This window comes from Streptomyces sp. NPDC037203, assembly GCF_055605065.1.
In genome coordinates, this window is sequence record NZ_JBVJUC010000001.1 from 591942 (window position 1) to 608701 (window position 16760).

Sequence of the window (16760 nt, forward strand, 5' to 3'; positions counted from 1 at the left end):
CCGGTGCGTTCCCCGTACCCGGCGGCCGTACCCCGCGCAGCGCCGGGCCCGCGGGGTACGGCCGGAGCGTCAGGCGGTTCCGGTACGGGCCGTCCCCGCGTCGTCGGCGGGACGTACGCCCGCCTTGTCGACCACGGCGTGGGCGAGTTCGGCCGTGCTGGACAGCAGGGTGCCGGCCTTGCCGTACGAGGTGTTCCTCGTCAGGTAGCTGCGGGAGCCGAGGAAGGAGTAGTCCTCGGTGTCGAAGACCCACTCGGTGCGCACGCCGTAGCGCTTGTCGTCGCGGACGATGCCGAGGCCCTGCCGGCCGATGGCGTCCCGCGCCCGCGGGGACCGGTCGACGCCGGGGATCCTCGCGGCGGCCTGGTAGAGGGCGGCGGCCGTGCGGGGCGGCATCACTCCGCCGAGCAGGCCACCGATCTGCTCGAACACCGCCTGGTCGCGTTCCCGTCCGGCGGCCGCGGGCGTCTTGGCGTACAGGTAGGCGAGCAGCTTGTCCGGGTCGGTGGGCAGGGAGGCGAGCCAGCGGTACGTGGGCCGGCTCAGACCGGCCGGGGTGCCCTTGGTGTCGCCCAGTTCGGCGTTGATGGGCAGGGTCTCGCCGTCGGTGCGGATCAGGCCGAGCCGGTGCAGCGGGCCGGGCCGCTGGGCCATCCAAGTCTCGCGGTCCGTCAGCGGGCCCACGACGGCCTTGCCGCTGGTCACATCGGCCCCGCGGACCTTCTCGCGGGTGTAGACGTACTGGTCGTCGCGCACGGTGGGCGCCCCGCGGTCCGCCGCGGCGTCGGAGATGCGGTGCAGCAGAGCGGCGGCGGGCCGCATGTCCCCGGCAGCGTGCCGTGCCGCGTCGCCGGGGCCGCCCAGGACGGCACCGGCGGTCAGCGCACCGGCCAGGGCCAGCGCGGCCGCCGGAGCGAGGAGCGCGGGCCGCAGCAGGGGCCGGGCGCGCCGGAGGGGCGGCGCGGCGGGGGTGCCGTCGGGCGGCGCGGCGGGCGTGCCGGTGGCGGATTCGGCCTGGTGGCGGTCGATGTGTCGCATGAGCAGATCCTTGTGACGAAGATGCCGCTCGCGCGGAAGGTCCCAGTCGGCCGGGGCCGGCAGCAGACGGGCGATCTCGTCGCGGTCGTCGTGCCGCCGACCGGAAGCGTGACGGTCGTTCATGTGAGTTCCTCCCGCACGGGCAGGGCCGCGATCGCGGCCACACTGGTCACCTCTCCGCGGCGGACCCGCGGTTCCCGGTCCTGCGCGGTGTTCTCGTCCGCGAACCGGGCGAGCTTCTTGCGGGCACGGGAGAGCCGGGACCGCACGGTGCCGACCGCGATCCCCAGGGCTTCGGCCGTCTGCTGGTAGTCCAGTCCAGACCACACGCACAGGGCGAGGACCTCGCGCTCCTGCCGCCGCAGCCGGCCCAGCGCCGCGTGCACGGCCTGGAGCCGGCGCGCGTCGTCGATGCGCCCGGCCGTCCGGGCGGCGAAGTCCTCCACCTCTCGGGGCGGCACCTGGCGGGCCAGGAACATCTGCCGGCGCCGGGTGCTCCGGCGCGCGTTGTCCGCCTTGTGGGTGGCGATGCCCAGCAGCCAGGGCAGCAGCGAGCCGCCGTCCTCCTCAAGGCGCGCCCGCGCGTGCCAGGCGGTCAGAAACGTCTCTGACATGACCTCTTCGGCGGTCGACCAGTCACCGGTGAGCCGCAGGCCGTGGTTGTACACGGGCCGCGCGAACTCCTCGTACAGCTGGGCGAACGCCTCGCGATCCCCCTCGCGTACGCGGCGGCGGATGTCGTTCTCTGACTTGTTCACACTCACTTCTGTCCGCACGCCGCGGAGGGTTCCTGTGCCGTAGGTCACGCCCGGCGCGCCGCTCCGGGCGACCGGGGGCGCGTACGGCTCCCAGGGTCAGCGCCGTGCCGCTCCCGTGCTGCTGCGCACCACCAGTTGCGTCGCCAGTTCGATGTGCGGGCTCTCCAGGGTCTCGCCCTGGATCAGGCGGAGCAGGGTGCGGACCGCGACCTGGCCCATCTCGTCCAGGGGCTGGCGGACCGTGGTCAGGGGCGGTGGGGACCACTGGACCTGGGGCAGGTCGTCGAAGCCGACCACGCTGAGGTCGTCCGGGATGCGCAGGCCGTGCTGGCGGGCGGCCTCGTAGACGCCGAGGGCCATCTGGTCGCTGGAGGCGAAGATCGCGGTCGGCGGGTCGGCGAGGGTGATCAGTTCCGTGCCGGCGGTGAAGCCGGCCTCGTGGGAGAAGTCGCCGGGGCGGATGAGCCGGTCGTCGATCTCCACGCCGGCGGATTCCAGGGCGGCCCGGTACCCGTCCAGGCGGGCCCGGCTGCACAGCAGCGTGGAGGGGCCGGTGATGACGCCGATGCGCCGGTGCCCGAGCAGGAGCAGATGCTCGACGGCGCTGCGGCCGCCGGCCCAGTTCATGGCGCCGATCGTCGGGATGCCGAAGGTGGGCACACCGGCCGGGTCGATGATGACGGTGGGCACGCCCAGGCGCCGCAGCTCGGCATGCAGTTCGGGGGCGAGGTCCGAGGTGACCAGGATGACGCCGTCGGAGGCCCGCGCCCGCAGGTTGACCAGCCACTGCTGGGCCGAGGTGCTGCGGTGGTGCACCGCGGAGACCACGGTGCCCAGGCCCGCGGCGTGGGCCACGTCCTCCACGCCGCGCAGGATCTCCACGGCCCAGGGGCTGTCGAGGTCGTTGAAGACCAGGTCGATCAGTTCCGCCCGGCCGGCTCCCTGGGCGGCGCGCCGCCGGTAGCCGTGGTGGGCCAGCAGGTCCTCGACCCGGCGGCGGGTCGAAGGGGACACGTCGGCACGTCCGTTGAGCACTCGGGAGACCGTCGGCAGGGACACGCCCGCCTCCCGCGCGATGTCCGCGATGGTGACGCGGCCCGCGCCCTGTGCTGCCATCCCTGCCTCCTCGCCTGCGGCCCTCAGCATAGGCAATCGCCGATCGCGGGCCCCACGCGCCGTCTTCCGGACCGTCACATGGCCAATACCCGTACGGCGTCAGCCTGTTGGTGCCGCAGGGGTTGACGGGCCGACGGTCCGTCCCTAACGTTTCGCGACAACTTCCGGAAACTTTCCGGAAACAGTATCGGGCCCTTCCGGTGCCCCTCCTCATCCCAGGGCCCGTCCACCGCACGGTGAACGGCGTGCGGCGGGCGGTTCGGAAGCGGCAGTACGCACACCCCGACGACGAAGGGGCTTCCCGTCCCATGGAGAGCGGCATGGACTCCGCGCGGCGCAGGGCCGCCCGCACCCGGCCCACCGATCCTGGGTCGTACCCCACCACCTCGCACGGGCCCGGTACGTTCCCGTCGGCGGGTCACCGGCGTCCGGCCCGCCCGCCTCGACCGCACCGTCACGCTCCGCACGACCGGCCCTGTCGCGGTGTCGGCGTACCTTCGGCGGCCGGGCCCCCACCGTGGCCCCGGCCCGCGCGACTCCGGTCCGCGCCGAGCGGACCGACCCGTGCCTCCGGGACCGTGGCACGCGGCCCCGGTTTCTCCACGAGCCTTCCTGAGGAGGAAGCATGCACATGGAGGACAAGCCCACCGTCCACCCGATCAGCCGCAGGAATCTCCTCGCCGGGGCGGGGGCCGGCGCCCTGGCGCTGGCCGCCTCCGGGCTGCTGCTGCCGGGGACCGCGCAGGCGGCCACGACCATCACCACCAACCAGACGGGCACCAACAACGGCTACTGGTACTCGTTCTGGACCAACGGCGGCGGTTCGGTCTCGATGAACCTGGGCTCCGGGGGCAACTACAGCACCTCGTGGACCAACTGCGGCAACTTCACCTGCGGCAAGGGCTGGAGCACCGGCAGCCGCCGCACCGTGAACTACTCGGGCAGCTTCAACCCGTCCGGCAACGGCTACCTGTCGCTCTACGGCTGGACCACCAACCCGCTGGTCGAGTACTACATCCTGGAGAGCTGGGGCACCTACCGGCCCACGGGCACGTACAAGGGCAGCGTCACCAGTGACGGCGGCACGTACGACATCTACGAGACGCTGCAGGTCAACCAGCCGTCCATCATCGGCACCGCGACGTTCAACCAGTACTGGAGCGTGCGGCAGTCCAAGCGGGTGGGCGGCAGCATCACCACGGGCAACCACTTCGACGCGTGGGCGAGCCACGGGATGAACCTGGGCGCCTTCAACTACATGATCCTGTCGACCGAGGGCTACCAGAGCAGCGGCAACTCCAACATCACGGTCGGCTGAGCGGAGCACCCGCGCAGAAGGGGGAGGGCCGGGGCGCCCCGGCCCTCCCCCGGTCAGGCGGCCTCGGCGGCGAGGACCCGGCGCACGGCGAGCGTCGCCGAGTGGACGGCGGCCTCGCTGCTGGGGCGCAGGGCCAGCCAGTCCCCGGCGTAGTCGACACGGCGCAGGGGGCGATCGAGGAAGGCGCGGCGCAGGCGCAGCGCGGCGGGCGACGCCTCCGGCAGGCCGTGCGGCCAGCGCGCCACGAAGGCCGTGTGTGTCGCCCCGGTCAGGCCCGGCAGGTACCGCTCGGCGTGCGCGCCCAGTTCGGAGACGATCTCGTCGTCGGTGCGGCCCAGCAGCCGCGACGACGCGTACGGTGAGGCGAACAGGCTGACCAGACCGCGTCCCGGCGGTACCCGGCCGGGTGCCTTGACGTGGTCGAGGATGGCCCCGGCGAACACCGGGTCCTCCACGGCGGGCACTTGCAGGCCGTAGGAAGGTCGGCGGGTCGGGCTCGCGAGGGGCCGGTCGAGCAGGCAGGACACCTTGAGCATCGGGCAGTAGGTGCTGGCGGCCAGGTAGGGGCGCTCGTCGGCCGGGAGGTCGGTGTGCAGCGCGAGCGCCACGGGCGCGGGTACGGCGAGGACGACGTGCCCGGCGGTCACCGTCGTGCCGTCGGCGAGGTCGAGGCGTGCGGTACGCGGGCCCGGCTTGACGGCGACGGCGGCGGTGCCGGTGACGACGTCCAGCCGGTCGGCCAGTGCCCTGGCCAGGGTGTCCATGCCGTCCCGGTAGGCCACCCAGCGCTCTCCGGCACCGCCGACGGCGAGCAGCAGCACGGCCATCGGACCGATCGCCGACCGCTCGGGCCGCCAGCCGAAGAAGGTGCCGGACATCGGCTGCAACAGGCGTTCGTACAGGTCGCGATGGTGTCGGCGGGCGTACTCCGCGACGGTCAGGTCGCCGAACGGCGTCGCCTCCGGGTGCTCGGGGTCGAAGCGTCCGCGGTGGCGCAGGAGCGTCGCGGTGAAGCGCAGCCAGGACAGCCGGCCGCGCCAGGACATGCCGGCGCCGGTCAGCAGGCCCGCCGGATGGCCGAAGTCGGGCCGGACCCGGCCGTCGCGCCAGATCGCCATCCGGCCGCCCACCGGGACGACGGCACCGGCGGGCAGACCGGCGGCCCGGATCAGCCGCCAGGTGGCGTCGTAGCCGCGGGTGGCGATCTGCTCCGCGCCCTCGTCCAGGACGTAACCCTCGTGGCGGCGCGCGGCCATTCGCCCGCCGACCCGGCGGGCCGCCTCGAACACGCGCACCGATCTGCCGGTGGCCGCCAGGTGGAAGGCGGTGGCCAGGCCCGCGATCCCGGCTCCGACCACGGCGACGTCGACGTCCGTGTCGGCCATCGGCGGTTCCTCTCTCATCTCCAGGTGTACACGTGTCCGGCTCGGGTCAACTCGTGCCCGCCCGGAGCAGGTTGGCCGCGACCAGGGCGGCGACCAGGATCCGGTGCGCCCGGATGCCGAGCAGCCGGCCGCGCAGCACGTCGCCGCGCACCATGCCGACCGTGAACTGCGCGGTGCGGGCCGCCGTCACGGGCAGGAGTACCAGCGGGAACCACCAGGGTGCGATCCCGAGGACGGCCGCCGTGGCGATCACCGCCGTCTCGAGGGCGGAGAGCGCGCCGACGAGGACGGCGTTGCCGCGGCGGGACAGGAGGCAGGCGGCGGTGGGGCGGCCCACCGCGCGGTCCCCGGCGATGTCGTTCGTGTTCGAGTACACGCCGAAGAGGAGGGGTCCGAGCCCGAACAGGAAGGCCTCCACGGCGGCGAACGCGGTGGCCCGTCCGGTGAGCAGGCCGTACAGCGGCAGCACGAAGGCCCAGCCGACGGCGGCGAGGAAGACCTCCTGGAGCCCGTGGTAGCCGAGCCGCAGGCCCCAGGAGTACTGCGGGACGAGGAGACCGGCGGCTGCGACGGCGAGCACCGCCCACAGCGGCCGGTGGGGCGCGAACGCCAGCGCGGCCGTCCAGCACAGGACGCCGGCGGCGAGGGCGGCGCGGGCGAAGCGGAGGGCGTCCGCCTCGGTGAGGGCGCCGGCGAGGAGCGGTTTGCGGGCGAGCCGGCGCACCGCCGCGTCCGTGCCGTAGTTCGCGGCATCGCTGCCGTCCCGGTACCCGGTGATGTCGTCGTACGCGACCGCGGCGCCCACCAGGCACAACTCGCCGAGCAGGAAGGCCGCGAGGGTCGCGCAGGCCGGGGTGTGGAGGATGCGGGCGCCGGTCAGCGGCGGCAGCGAGGCCACGACGAGCAGGCTGAGGTAGTAGTCGACCATCCCGAGCTTGGCCAGCCGGAGATACGCGGCCAGGCGGGTGCGCGGGCGCCGCAGGGGGCGGAAGGCGAGAGGGTGCGGCGGGTCCGCGGGGGCGTGTCCCACGCCGGGTCCGGCGACCGCGACGGCCGACGTGGGGGCAGAGGGCTCCACCGAAGCTCCTGACGTGCTGGAATGCGGGTGACTGCGGGGAGGCGGAGGAGGAGCCGCAGGACCACGCTTTGCGGCTCCTCGGTTCACGGCGTCACGTGAACTTGACGTCCACCTTGTACACACCGGGGCGCTCGGCGGTGACGGTGGCGTCGCCCCGCGCGCCGTTGTACTCGCCGGTTCCACCCTCGACCACGGCCTTGAAGCGGTACGGGTAGTCCATCGGGTTGGCGTCGATCACGGCCTGGGTGCTCAGGTTGAGCTCGTCACCGTTGTTGAAGACGACGTACGCGCCGCAGTCGGCGTCCATCCTCGTCGGGCCCTCGACGCCGTCGATGCCGCAGGTGTCGAAGGTCCGGCCGATCACCCGGCCCGCGGAGTCGAACACCGGACCGTTCCCGGCGAAACCGCCACCCAGGGTGGGCGTCTGCGGGATGGAGGTGTTCCTCGTGTAGTCGATGGTGAAGCTCAGCGGCGCGGGCACCGCCGCCAGGGCCGGTGCCGCACCGGCGACGCCGAGCGCGCCGACGAGGGACGCGGTGGCGGCGGCGGAGGCGATGCGCCTGCCCAGAGCAACTTTCTGCATGAACTCTCCTTGGACATCTCGGGCCCGTTGCCCGACGACCAGGCACAGTTGACCACAGTTCGCAGTTGCTTGATCACCATAAGTGACGGAGTGTCGGGAATGATGTGCGGTTATCGCGGCGGGGTGGTGTCGAAGGCGACGAAGCGCAGTTCGGAGGTGTAGCGCCGGCCCAGGTCGTCGGTGAGCCAACTCTGTTCGGGGGTCGGGAGCATCTCGGTGAGCGTGACGGTGGCGGCGGGGTCCTTGCGGGCCAGCCGGCGCAGGGCCTTGGCGAGGATCGTGACGTAGACGGGGCTGTCGAAGTCGACGTAGAAGGGGCGGGACTCGGCCGGGGAGACCACGAAGACGTAGCGGGGCAGGCCCAGTCGGGCGCGCCAGCGGCGGGCCGCCACGAAGCGGCGGGCCTCGTCCTTCTCGTCGGCGAACGGCGCGTGCGCGGCCGGCAGGCGCCAGGTCTCGCGGGCGACCACCATGCGGTCGAGCGTGACACGGGGGGTGTGCCCGGCCTGCGGCAGGAGCTGGAAGAGGTCCATCGACAAGGTGGTCAGGACGTGCGAGAAGACGTCCAGGGCGGGGAATTCGGAACCGTCCGGGAGGCGGACGAGGAGCTCGCCGGCCCGGTTGTGCACGGTCGCGTCGGCGCTGCGGACCGTCCGGGCGGGGTCCGCGGTGAAGTCGGCGAGGGCGACTTCGCGGTCCTGCGGCCGTACGAGGGTGTGGCGGACGCGGGCCGAGAGGCGGGCGCGGTGCTCCTTGGGGATCAGGGGCAGCAGGCGGGGGGCGGGGTGGTCGCGGTCGGTCAGGTCGAGGAGTTGGGCGATGTCCGGGTGCTGGTGGGTGAAGAGGGAGGCGCCCAACGTGTTCGCGGCCAGGTGGAGTTCGCCCAGGACCAGGGTGAAGTCGCCGCGCTCGATCGCCTGTGTGCTCTCGGCCGCGATCAGGACGTCGGGGCTGAGGTAGCGGGCCGCCGTCCAGCCGTCGCCACCGGAGGCGAACCGCTCCCGGACGGCGGTCTCGATGTCGGCCGTCGCCGCGGTCACCTGCCGGGCGCCCTCCGGTACCGCCAGGATCTGCTGCCAGCGGGCGGCGAACTCGCTTTGCAGAGCGGTGGCCTTGGCGCGGGCGGCGCCGTGCAGCACCGGGAGGCAGGCGAACCAGAAGGAGGCGAGGTCGACCGGGCCTTCGGCGGCCAGGCGGTCGTGGACGCGGCGGGTCTCCTCCCGGACGGTGGCGGCGAGTTCGGCGGTGAGCCAGGCGGCGCTGTCCATCAACAGCCGTAGCGGGCGCAGCGCGCTCAGCATCGCGGGACCGAGGCGGGCCGTGGCGGAGCGGCGGGTGTCGGAGTAGACGAGGGAGCGGCAGGGCGCGGTCGAGGCGGACTTCTCCCGTACGGCGGCGGTGGCCGTGAGTTCGGTGAAGTCGCCTTCGAGCGCGGTGAGGGCCTGGACGAGGTCCTCCACGCCGGTGGCCGCCGCCACGTCGGCGCGGCCCCGCTCCAGCCGGTCCAGGGCCGCCAGTGCGCGGCGGCGGGGTCCGGGTGCGCCGACGGTCTCCAGCCAGGCACGCAGGGCGCGGTCGGGATGGGTGCCGGCGGGGACCTCCAGGCGCCAGACCACCCAGCGGCGGGCGACCAGGTCGGCCAGCACGGCGGGGACGTCGACGTCCGGGAGTGCGGCGGCGAGGGACCGGGCCGGGCGGACGCCGTCGCAGCGGGCGAGCACGGCCGCCGTCTGGGCGGACACGGTGATCGGGCGGCGGCCCGGCACGCGGACGCGGTCGCCGTCCAGCCCGAGGAAGGGCACACGGCGGGGGGCGATCCACTCGCGCAGCGCGGGATCGGCGTCCAGCGTTGCGGCGAGGGCGTCGATCCCCCAACTCGCCCAGTACACGGAGGATTCGGCGATCAGCCCGGTTCCGGGGTCCACGGCGACGGCCCGAGTGCCGGGGTCCCAGCGGCCCCAGCCGACCGGTCCGAAGAAGCCGATGGTGTCGTTCTTCACGCAGAACCGCTGCCAGTAGTGCGCGACCAGCTCCTCGCGCTGGCGCGGCATGCTGCTGCGGCCCTCCGCCGTCGGTGTCCAGCGCAGGAAGGGGGCGATCCCGGAGGTGAGCACCGGGCGGTTCTGCCAGGCCACCGCCTCCTGGAAGGCCGGCGTCCGGGCGATGTCCTGCAAGGTGTGCGCGGTCTCCACGGCGGCCTCGGTGAAGAGGCGGGCGAAGCCGGTCCACTCGGGGCCCGCCGGCGGCTCCTCGGCGCCGAACTTGTCGGCGGCCTCGGCCAGTCCGGGCGGGGCGAGGCGCAGCACGCCATCGGCGGGAAAGCCCGCCCCGCGCAGGGCGAACTGCTCCCACAGCCGCCAGCGGCCGAGGGACGGCACGAGTTCTTCGGTCATGGCACGGCTCTCCTTGGCGAGCGCGGGTGGGCGGGCGGCGGGGCGGCGGAGAGCGGTCAGACGGTGCCGTAGTCGGCCGCGACGACCTCGGCCAGTTCCAGGGGCGTCGGGTAGGCGAAGACCAGGGAGACCGGGACGTCGGCGCCGACGATCTCCTGGAGCCGACCGGTGATCTGGAAGGCGGTGAGCGAGTCGCCGCCGGCCTCGTAGAAGTCGGTCTCGGCGGTGAGGTCGGGCAGGCGCAGCACGTCCCGGAAGATGTCGACCAGCAGGTCGGCGGTGACGACGGGGGCGGCGGTGGCGGTGGCGGCGTCGGGGGTCATGGCGTGGGCTCCTTCGTTTCCGTGCGGGTGAGGGTGTCGGTGTGGCCGGACGGGTGGATACGCAGCCGGGCGGGGGTGTTGCCGCCCGAGACGATGGCCACGGCGCGTTCGCGGCGACCGGCGCGCAGGGCGCCGGCCAGGGCGACGGCTCCGCTGGGTTCGGCATCGACGCCGAGGCGGTGCAGCAGGGCGGTGGCGGCGAGGATCTCCGCGTCGCCGACGGCGATCCATTCGTCGGCGCGGTCCCGGATGATCGGGTAGGGCACGGTTCCGGGGCTCTGGCCGCGCAGGCCGTCCGCGACGGTGGCGCAGGGCGGCAGGCGCAGGGGGCGGCCGGCGGCCAGGGAGCGGGCGTAGCGCGGGGTGAGGGCGGGTTCGACGCCGACCACGCGGACCGGGTGCTCGGCGGCGGCGAGGCACAGGCCGGCGAGGAGTCCGCCGCCGCCGGTGGGGACGTAGACCGTCTCCGTGTCGGGGGCGGCGGCGAGGAGTTCGAGGCCGACGGTGCCCTGTCCGGCGACGACCAGGGGGTGGTCGGAGGAGGGTACGAGGACGGCGCCCTGCTCGGCCGCGAGGGCGCGGGCGCGTTCCTCCCGTTCCGCCACTCCCCCGCCCACCTCGACGGTCTCGGCGCCGAGCGCGCGGATGGCGGCCGCCTTCGAGGGCAGCGCGCCCGCCGCGAGGACGACGGTGAGCCGGATGCCGAGGGTGCGGGCCAGCCGGGCCAGGGCGATGCCGTGGTTGCCGGAGGAACCGGTGACGACCCGGCCGGCGCCCAGCGCGAGGACGGCGTTGGCGGCGCCCCGCATCTTGAACGAGCCGCCGAGCTGGAGGTGTTCGGCCTTCAGCAGCAGCCCCGTCCCGTGTGCCGCGGTCACCGGGCCGGGCAGGAGCGGGGTACGGACGACGTACGGCGCGATACGGGAGGCGGCGGCGAGGAGGTCGGACCTGCCCAGGGCCCCGGCGGCGGTCTGGGCAGGTATCCGGCCGGTCCCGGTCGTGCGCGTAGCGGCTCGGTGTGCGGGCACGCTCGCACCGGCTCCGGCCGTGCTCCTCGCGATTCCGGCGCCCGCCGTGGCCGCACCGGCTCCGGTCGCCGTCGTATCCGTACGGGTCCCCAGTACGGTCGTACCGGTCCCGGCCCCCAGCCGTGTGGTGGTCATACCGGCCTCCCGCCCGCCAGCGCCCGGCGGTCGGCCTTGCCGCCGCGGGTCGTCGGCAGCGTCTCCAGACGTACGAAGCGGCGCGGCATCAGGTGCGGGGGCAAGGTGCGGGAGAGGTGGCGGCGCAGGGTGGCGTCCGTCGTGTCCGACAGGGCGCCGGTGACGTGGGCGAGCAGGTGGACGCGGCCCAGGTCGTCGGTGTGCGAGGTGACCACCGCGCCGGTGACGCCCGGATGGGAGAGCAGGGCGCCCTCGATCTCGGCGGGATCGACGCGGTAGCCGCGGATCTTGAGCTGGCGGTCGGTGCGGCCGGCGTAGTGCAGGCCGCCGGGTCCCCAGTAGCCGAGGTCGCCGGTGCGGTAGAGGCGGGCGCCGGGCGGCCCGAGGGGGTCGGGGACGAACGCGGCGGCGGTGCGGGCGGGTTGGCCGCGATAGCCGCGGGTCACTCCGGTGCCGCCGACGCAGACCTCGCCGACCGTGCCGTCGGGGACCGGGGCGAGGGAGGCGTCCAGGACGCGGACGACGGTGCCCGGACGGGGTGTGCCGACGAGGTCGGTGGTGGGATCGGGGGTGGCGGGCACATGGTGCCGGGTGGTGGTCATGGTGCACTCGGTGGGGCCGTACTGGTTGACGAGCCGGCCGGGTACGAGGCTCCGGCCGCCCGCGGCGAGGAAGGGCCGCAGGGACTCGCCGCTGGAGGCGACCAGGGCGACCCCCGCGAGCGGCTCGGCCAGGTCGGTCTGGCCGCCCAGGTGGGTGAGGAAGGACGGGGTGACGCTGAGCAGGGCGGTCACCCCGTGGTCGCGGACGGTGGCCGCGAACTCCGCGGGGCGCAGCAGCCGGGCGCGGTCCGCGATCACCAGCCGGGCGCCGGCGAGCAGCGGTGCGAAGGTGTCCCGGATGGAGGCGTCGTAGCCGAGTGGTGCCATCTGGAGGGCCACGGTGTCCGGGCCGAGGCCGAACGCCGCCGCGGTGTCGCGGAGATAGGCGTCGAGGGCGGCGTGTTCGACGAGTACGGCGCTGGGTTCGCCGGTGCTGCCGGAGGTGTGGCTGACGTAGGCGAGGGCCCGTGGGTCGGCGCCCGTGTCCGGGAGCGGGCCGTCCGGGGGCGGCTGCTCCTGGTCCAACAGGACGGTGGGTGCGCCCGGTTCGAGTGCCGGGGCGCGGTGCGAGTGGGTGAGCAGCAGCCGGGCGCCGGCGCTGCGGACGAAGGCCGCGAGTCGGTCGCGGGGCTGGCTCACGTCCAGGCTGAGGAAGGCGGCGCCGCAGCGCAGCACGGCGGCCATGGCGGCGACCGCGTCCGGACCGTGCTCGACGGCCACGGCGCAGACGGTCTCGGGGCGGACGCCGCGGGCGCGCAGCAGGCGGGCGATCTCCTCGACGCGGGCGGCCAGTCGGGCGTACGTCACCTCGCCGGCCGGGGTGGCGAGGGCGACCCGTGCGGGGTGGCGCAGGGCGTGCGCGGCGATGTCGTCGGCGACCGTGCGCATCAGCTTTCTCCCGCACCGGTGACGGTCGTGTCGACGGCCACGAACCGGAGTTCGGAGGTGTAGCGGCGGCCCTCGTCGTCGGTGAGCCAGGCCTGCTCGGGGGTGGGCAGCATCTCGCTGACCTTGAGCCGGGCACCGGGGTCCTTGCGGGCGAGCCTGCGGGCCGCCTTGGCGAGGATGGTGAGGTACACGGGGCTGTCGAAGTCGACGTAGAACGGCCGGGGTTCGGTCGGCGAGACCACGAACACGAACCGGGGCAGCTCGTGCCGCCGCTGCCAGTGCCGGGCCTTCACGAACCGGGCGGCCTCCGCCTTCTCGTCGGCGAAGTCCATGTCGGATACCGGTAGTTGCCAGGTCTCGCGGGCCACGGTCATCCGGCCGAGGGTGATGCGCGGAGTGTGGTCGCCCTCGGGGCGCAGAGTGAAGCGGTCCATGACGCGCTGGGTGAGGGTGTTGGCGTAGGCGTCGAGCACGTCGTACGCGGTGCCGTCGGGCAGGACCGCGGTGAGCCGGCCGGCCCGGTCCTCGATGCGGACGTCGGCGCTGAGCACGGTCCGCGGGCGGTGCGGGTCGCCGGTCTGGTCGACCAGGGCCACGTAGTGGTCCTCGGGCCGGTCCAGGGAGGGCCGGCTGCGGGTGGACCACTTCAGGGGCAGCTCCTTGGGCAGCATGGGCAGCAGGCGCGGGCCGGGGAAGTCGCGGGTGGTCTCGGCGAGCAGCTCGTCGCGGTCGGGGTGCTGGTACACGAACAGGGAGGCGCCCATGGTGTTCAGCGCGCAGTGCATCTCGCCGAGGACGAGGTCCACGTCACCGCGGGCGAGGGCGGCCTCGTCGTCCGCGACGACCAGGACGTCGGGGCTGATGTAGCGGGCGAGCGACCAGCCGTCGCCGGGCTCCTCGAACTCCCGGCGTACCCGTTCGGCCAGCTCGGCGGTGGCCAGCCGGACCCGGCGGACGCCCTCGGGCAGCTCCAGGACGCGGGCCCACTTGGCGCGCAGTTCGGCCTGGACCGCGTCGATGAGGTCGCCCGCGTCGGGGTGCGGGGAGGGCAGGGTGTGCAGCCACAGGGTGCCCAGGTCGACCGGGGCGCCGTCGGCGCTCAACCGCTCGTACACGGTGCGCAGCTTGGCGCGGACGGCCTCGGCGAAGCGGTTCGTCATCCAGCGGGCGGCGGTCAGGCACAGCTGCAGGGGTTCGAGGTGGGCCAGCAGGGCGGCGCCGGTGGTGGCGGTGGCCGCGCGCCGGGCGTCGGAGTACACCAGACCCCGGCACGGCGCGGTGCGTTCGCCCTTGGCGCGCTGGGCCTCGCTGTCGGTCAGGGCGGCGAAGTCGGCCTCCAGCGCGGCGATCGCGGCGGTCAGCGCGGCGGCGTCGGTGCCGGCCGCGCGCACGGCGTCCCGGCCGCGCTCCAGTACGGCGAGCCGTGCCAACGCCCGCTCGCGCGGCGCCCGTTCGGGGACGCGTTCCAGGATGTCGCGCAGGGCGCGGTCGGGGTGGGTGGCGGCGGGGACGTCCAGTCGCCACTGCACCCAGCGGCGGGACGTCAACTCCCGGACGGCATCGGTGACCTCGTCCTCGGACAGGCCCAGTTCGGCGGCGATGGACGGCAGGTGGCGGGTGCCGTCGCAGCGTTCCAGTACGGCGCGTTCGCGGGCACCGGCCTGGCGGGCGGGCCGGCCGGGGACCTGGACCGCGCCGTCCGCGCAGCGCACGAACGACACCCGGCGCGGCGGGATCCAGCGCATCAGCGCGCTGTCCGCGGCGAGCACCTTCGCCAGGGCGTCGATCGCCCAGCCGGAGAAGTACACCTCACGGGCCGCGAGGAAGCCGTCGCCGGGGCTCACGGCGACGCCGCCCCGGCCGGTCGGGTCCCAGCGGCCCCAGCCGACCGGGCCGAAGAAGCCGATGGTGTCGTTCTTCACGCAGAACCGCTGCCAGTAGTGCGCGACCAGCTCCTCACGCTGCCGGGGCATGCTGCTGCGGCCCTCCGCCGTCGGTGTCCAGCGCAGGAACGGGGCGATGCCGGTGCGCAGGACGGCGGGGTTCTGCCAGGCGAGCGCCGCCTGGAAGCGGGGCTGGGCGGCGATCTCCTGGAGGTTGCGCGCGGTGTCGACGGCGGCCGTCGCGAGGTCCGCGGCGAAGGCTTCCCACTCCGGTCCGGACAGCTCGGCGCCGGGCGCGAACTTGTCGGCGGCCTCGGCGAGCGAGGGTGGGGCGAGGCGCAGCACGCCGTCGGCGGGGAAGCCGGGGCCGCGGAGCGCGAACTGCTCCCACAGCCGCCAGCCTCCGCCCGGCAGCAGGACAGGTGCGTGCTCGTCCGACATCGCGTGCTCCTTCCGAAACGGGGTGCGCGGGCAATCGCGTGGGCCGGGGTTTCCGGGGTGCCGGGCGGCCCGCGACCGGAGAGCACGGTCCCGCGCCGGGGCCATGGCCCACCAGGGAAGATCCGGCAGCAACGGGTGCCACCGCTGCGGCGCGTTCGTCCCTGACCCGGCGGGGCGGGGGCCGGGCACTCTTGCGTCGCCGGACCCTGATCCGCGGCCGGCCCATCACCCGGGAGGTTCACCGTGACGCAACCCGATTCCGCGAACGGCACCGGCGGCGAGGACGTGTACCTCGTGGTGCGCAACGACGAGGAGCAGTATTCGATCTGGCGGGCGGACCGGGAGCTGCCGGCCGGCTGGTACCGGGAGGGCCGTGAGGGCAGCCGGCAGGAGTGCCTGGACCACATCGACGCGGTCTGGACGGACATGCGCCCGCTGAGTCTGCGCCGCCGGCTCGCCGGGGCCGATGTCTGAGGCCCGGCCGGCCCTGCTGCCGGCCGGGCCGGCCAACGCACCGCCGACGGCGCGGACTTCCGGTACACCACCGGCTGCCGCGGCCTCCGGCACACCGCCGACGACGGGGGCTTCCCGTACGTCCTCAGCTGCCGGCGCGTCCGGTGCATCACCGACTACGGGGGCTTTCCCCGCACCGCCGACGCCCGGAGCCTCCGGCACGCCACCGGCGACGAGGACTCCCCGCACACCATCGGCCGCGGGGGCTTCCCGTACATCACCGGCCGCCGGGGCTTCCCCCACACCACCGACGCTCGGGGCTTCCGGCATGCCCGCGGCAGCGACCGCTTCCCGTGCGCCGTCGACGGCGGGGGTTCCCCGGCACCCCCTGCCAGCCGGGGTGACCGGCGTCCCCGTGCCGTCCGGGCGGACCGGCGTACCCATGCCGTCCGGGCCGGCCCGGCGGACCGGCGTGCCCCGGTCGGCCCCGGCTCCCGGCCCCCTGTGCCCCGCCCGGCTCGAACTGCCCGGTGCGCCGTATCCGCCGTACGCCGTCGGCCGCCGAGCGCTGCGCGGACCGCTGGAGCTGTATCTGGCCGAGGTCGGCGGCCAGGACGACCGATCGCTGCTGCGTGCCCAGGAGTTGCTGGACGCGCAGGAGCGGGCGCGGGCCCGTGCGTTCCGGCGGCCCCGCGACCGGGACGCGTATGTGATCGCGCATGCGACGCTGCGCGCCCTGCTCAGCCCCCTGCTGGGAGTCCCGGCGGACGAGCTGCCGCTGATGCGGGAGCCGTGCGCGGGGTGCGGGGGCCCGCACGGGCGGCCCGCGCTGCGCGCCTCGGGGGTGCACTTCTCCCTGTCGCACAGCGGGGACCTGGTGCTGGTGGCGCTCGCCGGCGCACCGGTCGGGGTCGATGTGGAGGGCGTGGCCACCGTGGAGGCGGTGTGCAGCGCGCAGTGCGCGCTGCACCCGGCGGAGGTCGCGGAGCTGGCCCTGCTCCCGGCGCACGAGCGGCAGGCGGCGTTCACCCGGACCTGGGTGCGCAAGGAGGCGTACCTCAAGGGGCTGGGGACGGGGCTGGTGCGCGCTCCGGCCCTGGACCACGTCGGCACCGGGCCGCGGCCGGTGCCGCCCGCCCCGGACTGGACCCTGCGGGACGTCCTCGTCCCGGCGGGGTACGCGGCGGCCGTGGCACTGCGGCGGGAGTGAGAGCGCGCCGAGGGCGGCGCGCGCGAAGACGGCGGGGACCGGTCCGAAGACCGGTCCCCGCCGCGTTGTCCGCGTCTTCCCCGCGGACGCCCGCCTTCACGACTTCCCCACGTCCGGAGCACGTTCCC

General features: G+C 74.8%; 14 protein-coding genes. 3 read left to right on the forward strand and 11 right to left on the reverse strand.

The genetic code is table 11. From position 1 onward, the window contains the following. Positions 1-69: 69 nt before the first annotated feature. The 3 genes from ACZ7EC_RS02530 to ACZ7EC_RS02540 all read right to left on the reverse strand — a co-directional run bounded on the left by ACZ7EC_RS02530 (position 70) and on the right by ACZ7EC_RS02540 (position 2912). The gene (locus tag ACZ7EC_RS02530) at positions 70-1161 is read right to left on the reverse strand and encodes a CU044_5270 family protein (RefSeq protein WP_471056723.1); all 1092 of its coding nucleotides are present in this window, start codon (positions 1159-1161) and stop codon (positions 70-72) included. Further along, positions 1158-1775: an RNA polymerase sigma factor gene (locus ACZ7EC_RS02535; protein WP_471057826.1), complete on the reverse strand. Its 618-nt coding sequence runs from the start codon at positions 1773-1775 to the stop codon at positions 1158-1160. Before ACZ7EC_RS02535 ends, ACZ7EC_RS02530 begins: the two co-directional genes overlap by 4 nt. Positions 1776-1892: 117 nt before the next feature. Further along, positions 1893-2912, reverse strand: coding sequence for a LacI family DNA-binding transcriptional regulator (locus tag ACZ7EC_RS02540; RefSeq protein ID WP_471056726.1), 1020 nt, complete (start codon positions 2910-2912; stop codon positions 1893-1895). Positions 2913-3543: 631 nt separating this feature from the next. On the opposite strand from ACZ7EC_RS02540, the gene ACZ7EC_RS02545 reads away from it, so the two are divergent. Then, the gene (locus ACZ7EC_RS02545; RefSeq protein WP_471057829.1) at positions 3544-4230 is read left to right on the forward strand and encodes a glycoside hydrolase family 11 protein; all 687 of its coding nucleotides are present in this window, start codon (positions 3544-3546) and stop codon (positions 4228-4230) included. A gap of 53 nt (positions 4231-4283) precedes the next feature. Here ACZ7EC_RS02545 and ACZ7EC_RS02550 read toward each other — a convergent pair whose 3' ends face one another. From ACZ7EC_RS02550 to ACZ7EC_RS02585, 8 genes are all read right to left on the reverse strand, one after another. After that, entirely contained in the window at positions 4284-5615 is a 1332-nt protein-coding gene (locus tag ACZ7EC_RS02550) for a protoporphyrinogen/coproporphyrinogen oxidase (protein ID WP_471056729.1), read from the reverse strand. Between the two features lie 46 nt (positions 5616-5661). Then, positions 5662-6693: a UbiA family prenyltransferase gene (locus ACZ7EC_RS02555; RefSeq protein ID WP_471056732.1), complete on the reverse strand. Its 1032-nt coding sequence runs from the start codon at positions 6691-6693 to the stop codon at positions 5662-5664. Between the two features lie 91 nt (positions 6694-6784). Then, the gene (locus tag ACZ7EC_RS02560; protein WP_471056735.1) at positions 6785-7276 is read right to left on the reverse strand and encodes a hypothetical protein; all 492 of its coding nucleotides are present in this window, start codon (positions 7274-7276) and stop codon (positions 6785-6787) included. Between the two features lie 110 nt (positions 7277-7386). After that, a complete protein-coding gene (locus tag ACZ7EC_RS02565; protein ID WP_471056737.1) occupies positions 7387-9669 on the reverse strand; it encodes a lantibiotic dehydratase in 2283 nt (760 codons plus the stop codon). A gap of 56 nt (positions 9670-9725) precedes the next feature. Further along, positions 9726-9992 (reverse strand): acyl carrier protein, encoded by a 267-nt coding sequence (locus tag ACZ7EC_RS02570; RefSeq protein WP_471056740.1) that lies wholly within the window; start codon positions 9990-9992, stop codon positions 9726-9728. Continuing rightward, complete coding sequence (locus ACZ7EC_RS02575) at positions 9989-11155, reverse strand: threonine ammonia-lyase (protein WP_471056744.1); 1167 nt, start codon at positions 11153-11155, stop codon at positions 9989-9991. The genes ACZ7EC_RS02570 and ACZ7EC_RS02575 overlap by 4 nt, the downstream gene beginning before the upstream one ends. Then, positions 11152-12645: an amino acid adenylation domain-containing protein gene (locus ACZ7EC_RS02580; RefSeq protein WP_471056747.1), complete on the reverse strand. Its 1494-nt coding sequence runs from the start codon at positions 12643-12645 to the stop codon at positions 11152-11154. Before ACZ7EC_RS02580 ends, ACZ7EC_RS02575 begins: the two co-directional genes overlap by 4 nt. Then, positions 12645-14969, reverse strand: coding sequence for a lantibiotic dehydratase (locus tag ACZ7EC_RS02585; RefSeq protein WP_471056749.1), 2325 nt, complete (start codon positions 14967-14969; stop codon positions 12645-12647). The genes ACZ7EC_RS02580 and ACZ7EC_RS02585 overlap by 1 nt, the downstream gene beginning before the upstream one ends. A gap of 243 nt (positions 14970-15212) precedes the next feature. Here ACZ7EC_RS02585 and ACZ7EC_RS02590 point away from each other — a divergent pair, with 243 nt between their 5' ends. Both ACZ7EC_RS02590 and ACZ7EC_RS02595 read left to right on the forward strand, forming a co-directional pair. Beyond that, on the forward strand, positions 15213-15443 hold the full coding sequence (locus ACZ7EC_RS02590) for an MbtH family protein (RefSeq protein WP_397982616.1): 231 nt from the start codon (positions 15213-15215) through the stop codon (positions 15441-15443). 421 nt (positions 15444-15864) lie between these two features. Continuing rightward, complete coding sequence (locus ACZ7EC_RS02595; protein ID WP_471056752.1) at positions 15865-16632, forward strand: 4'-phosphopantetheinyl transferase family protein; 768 nt, start codon at positions 15865-15867, stop codon at positions 16630-16632. Positions 16633-16760 lie beyond the last annotated feature (128 nt).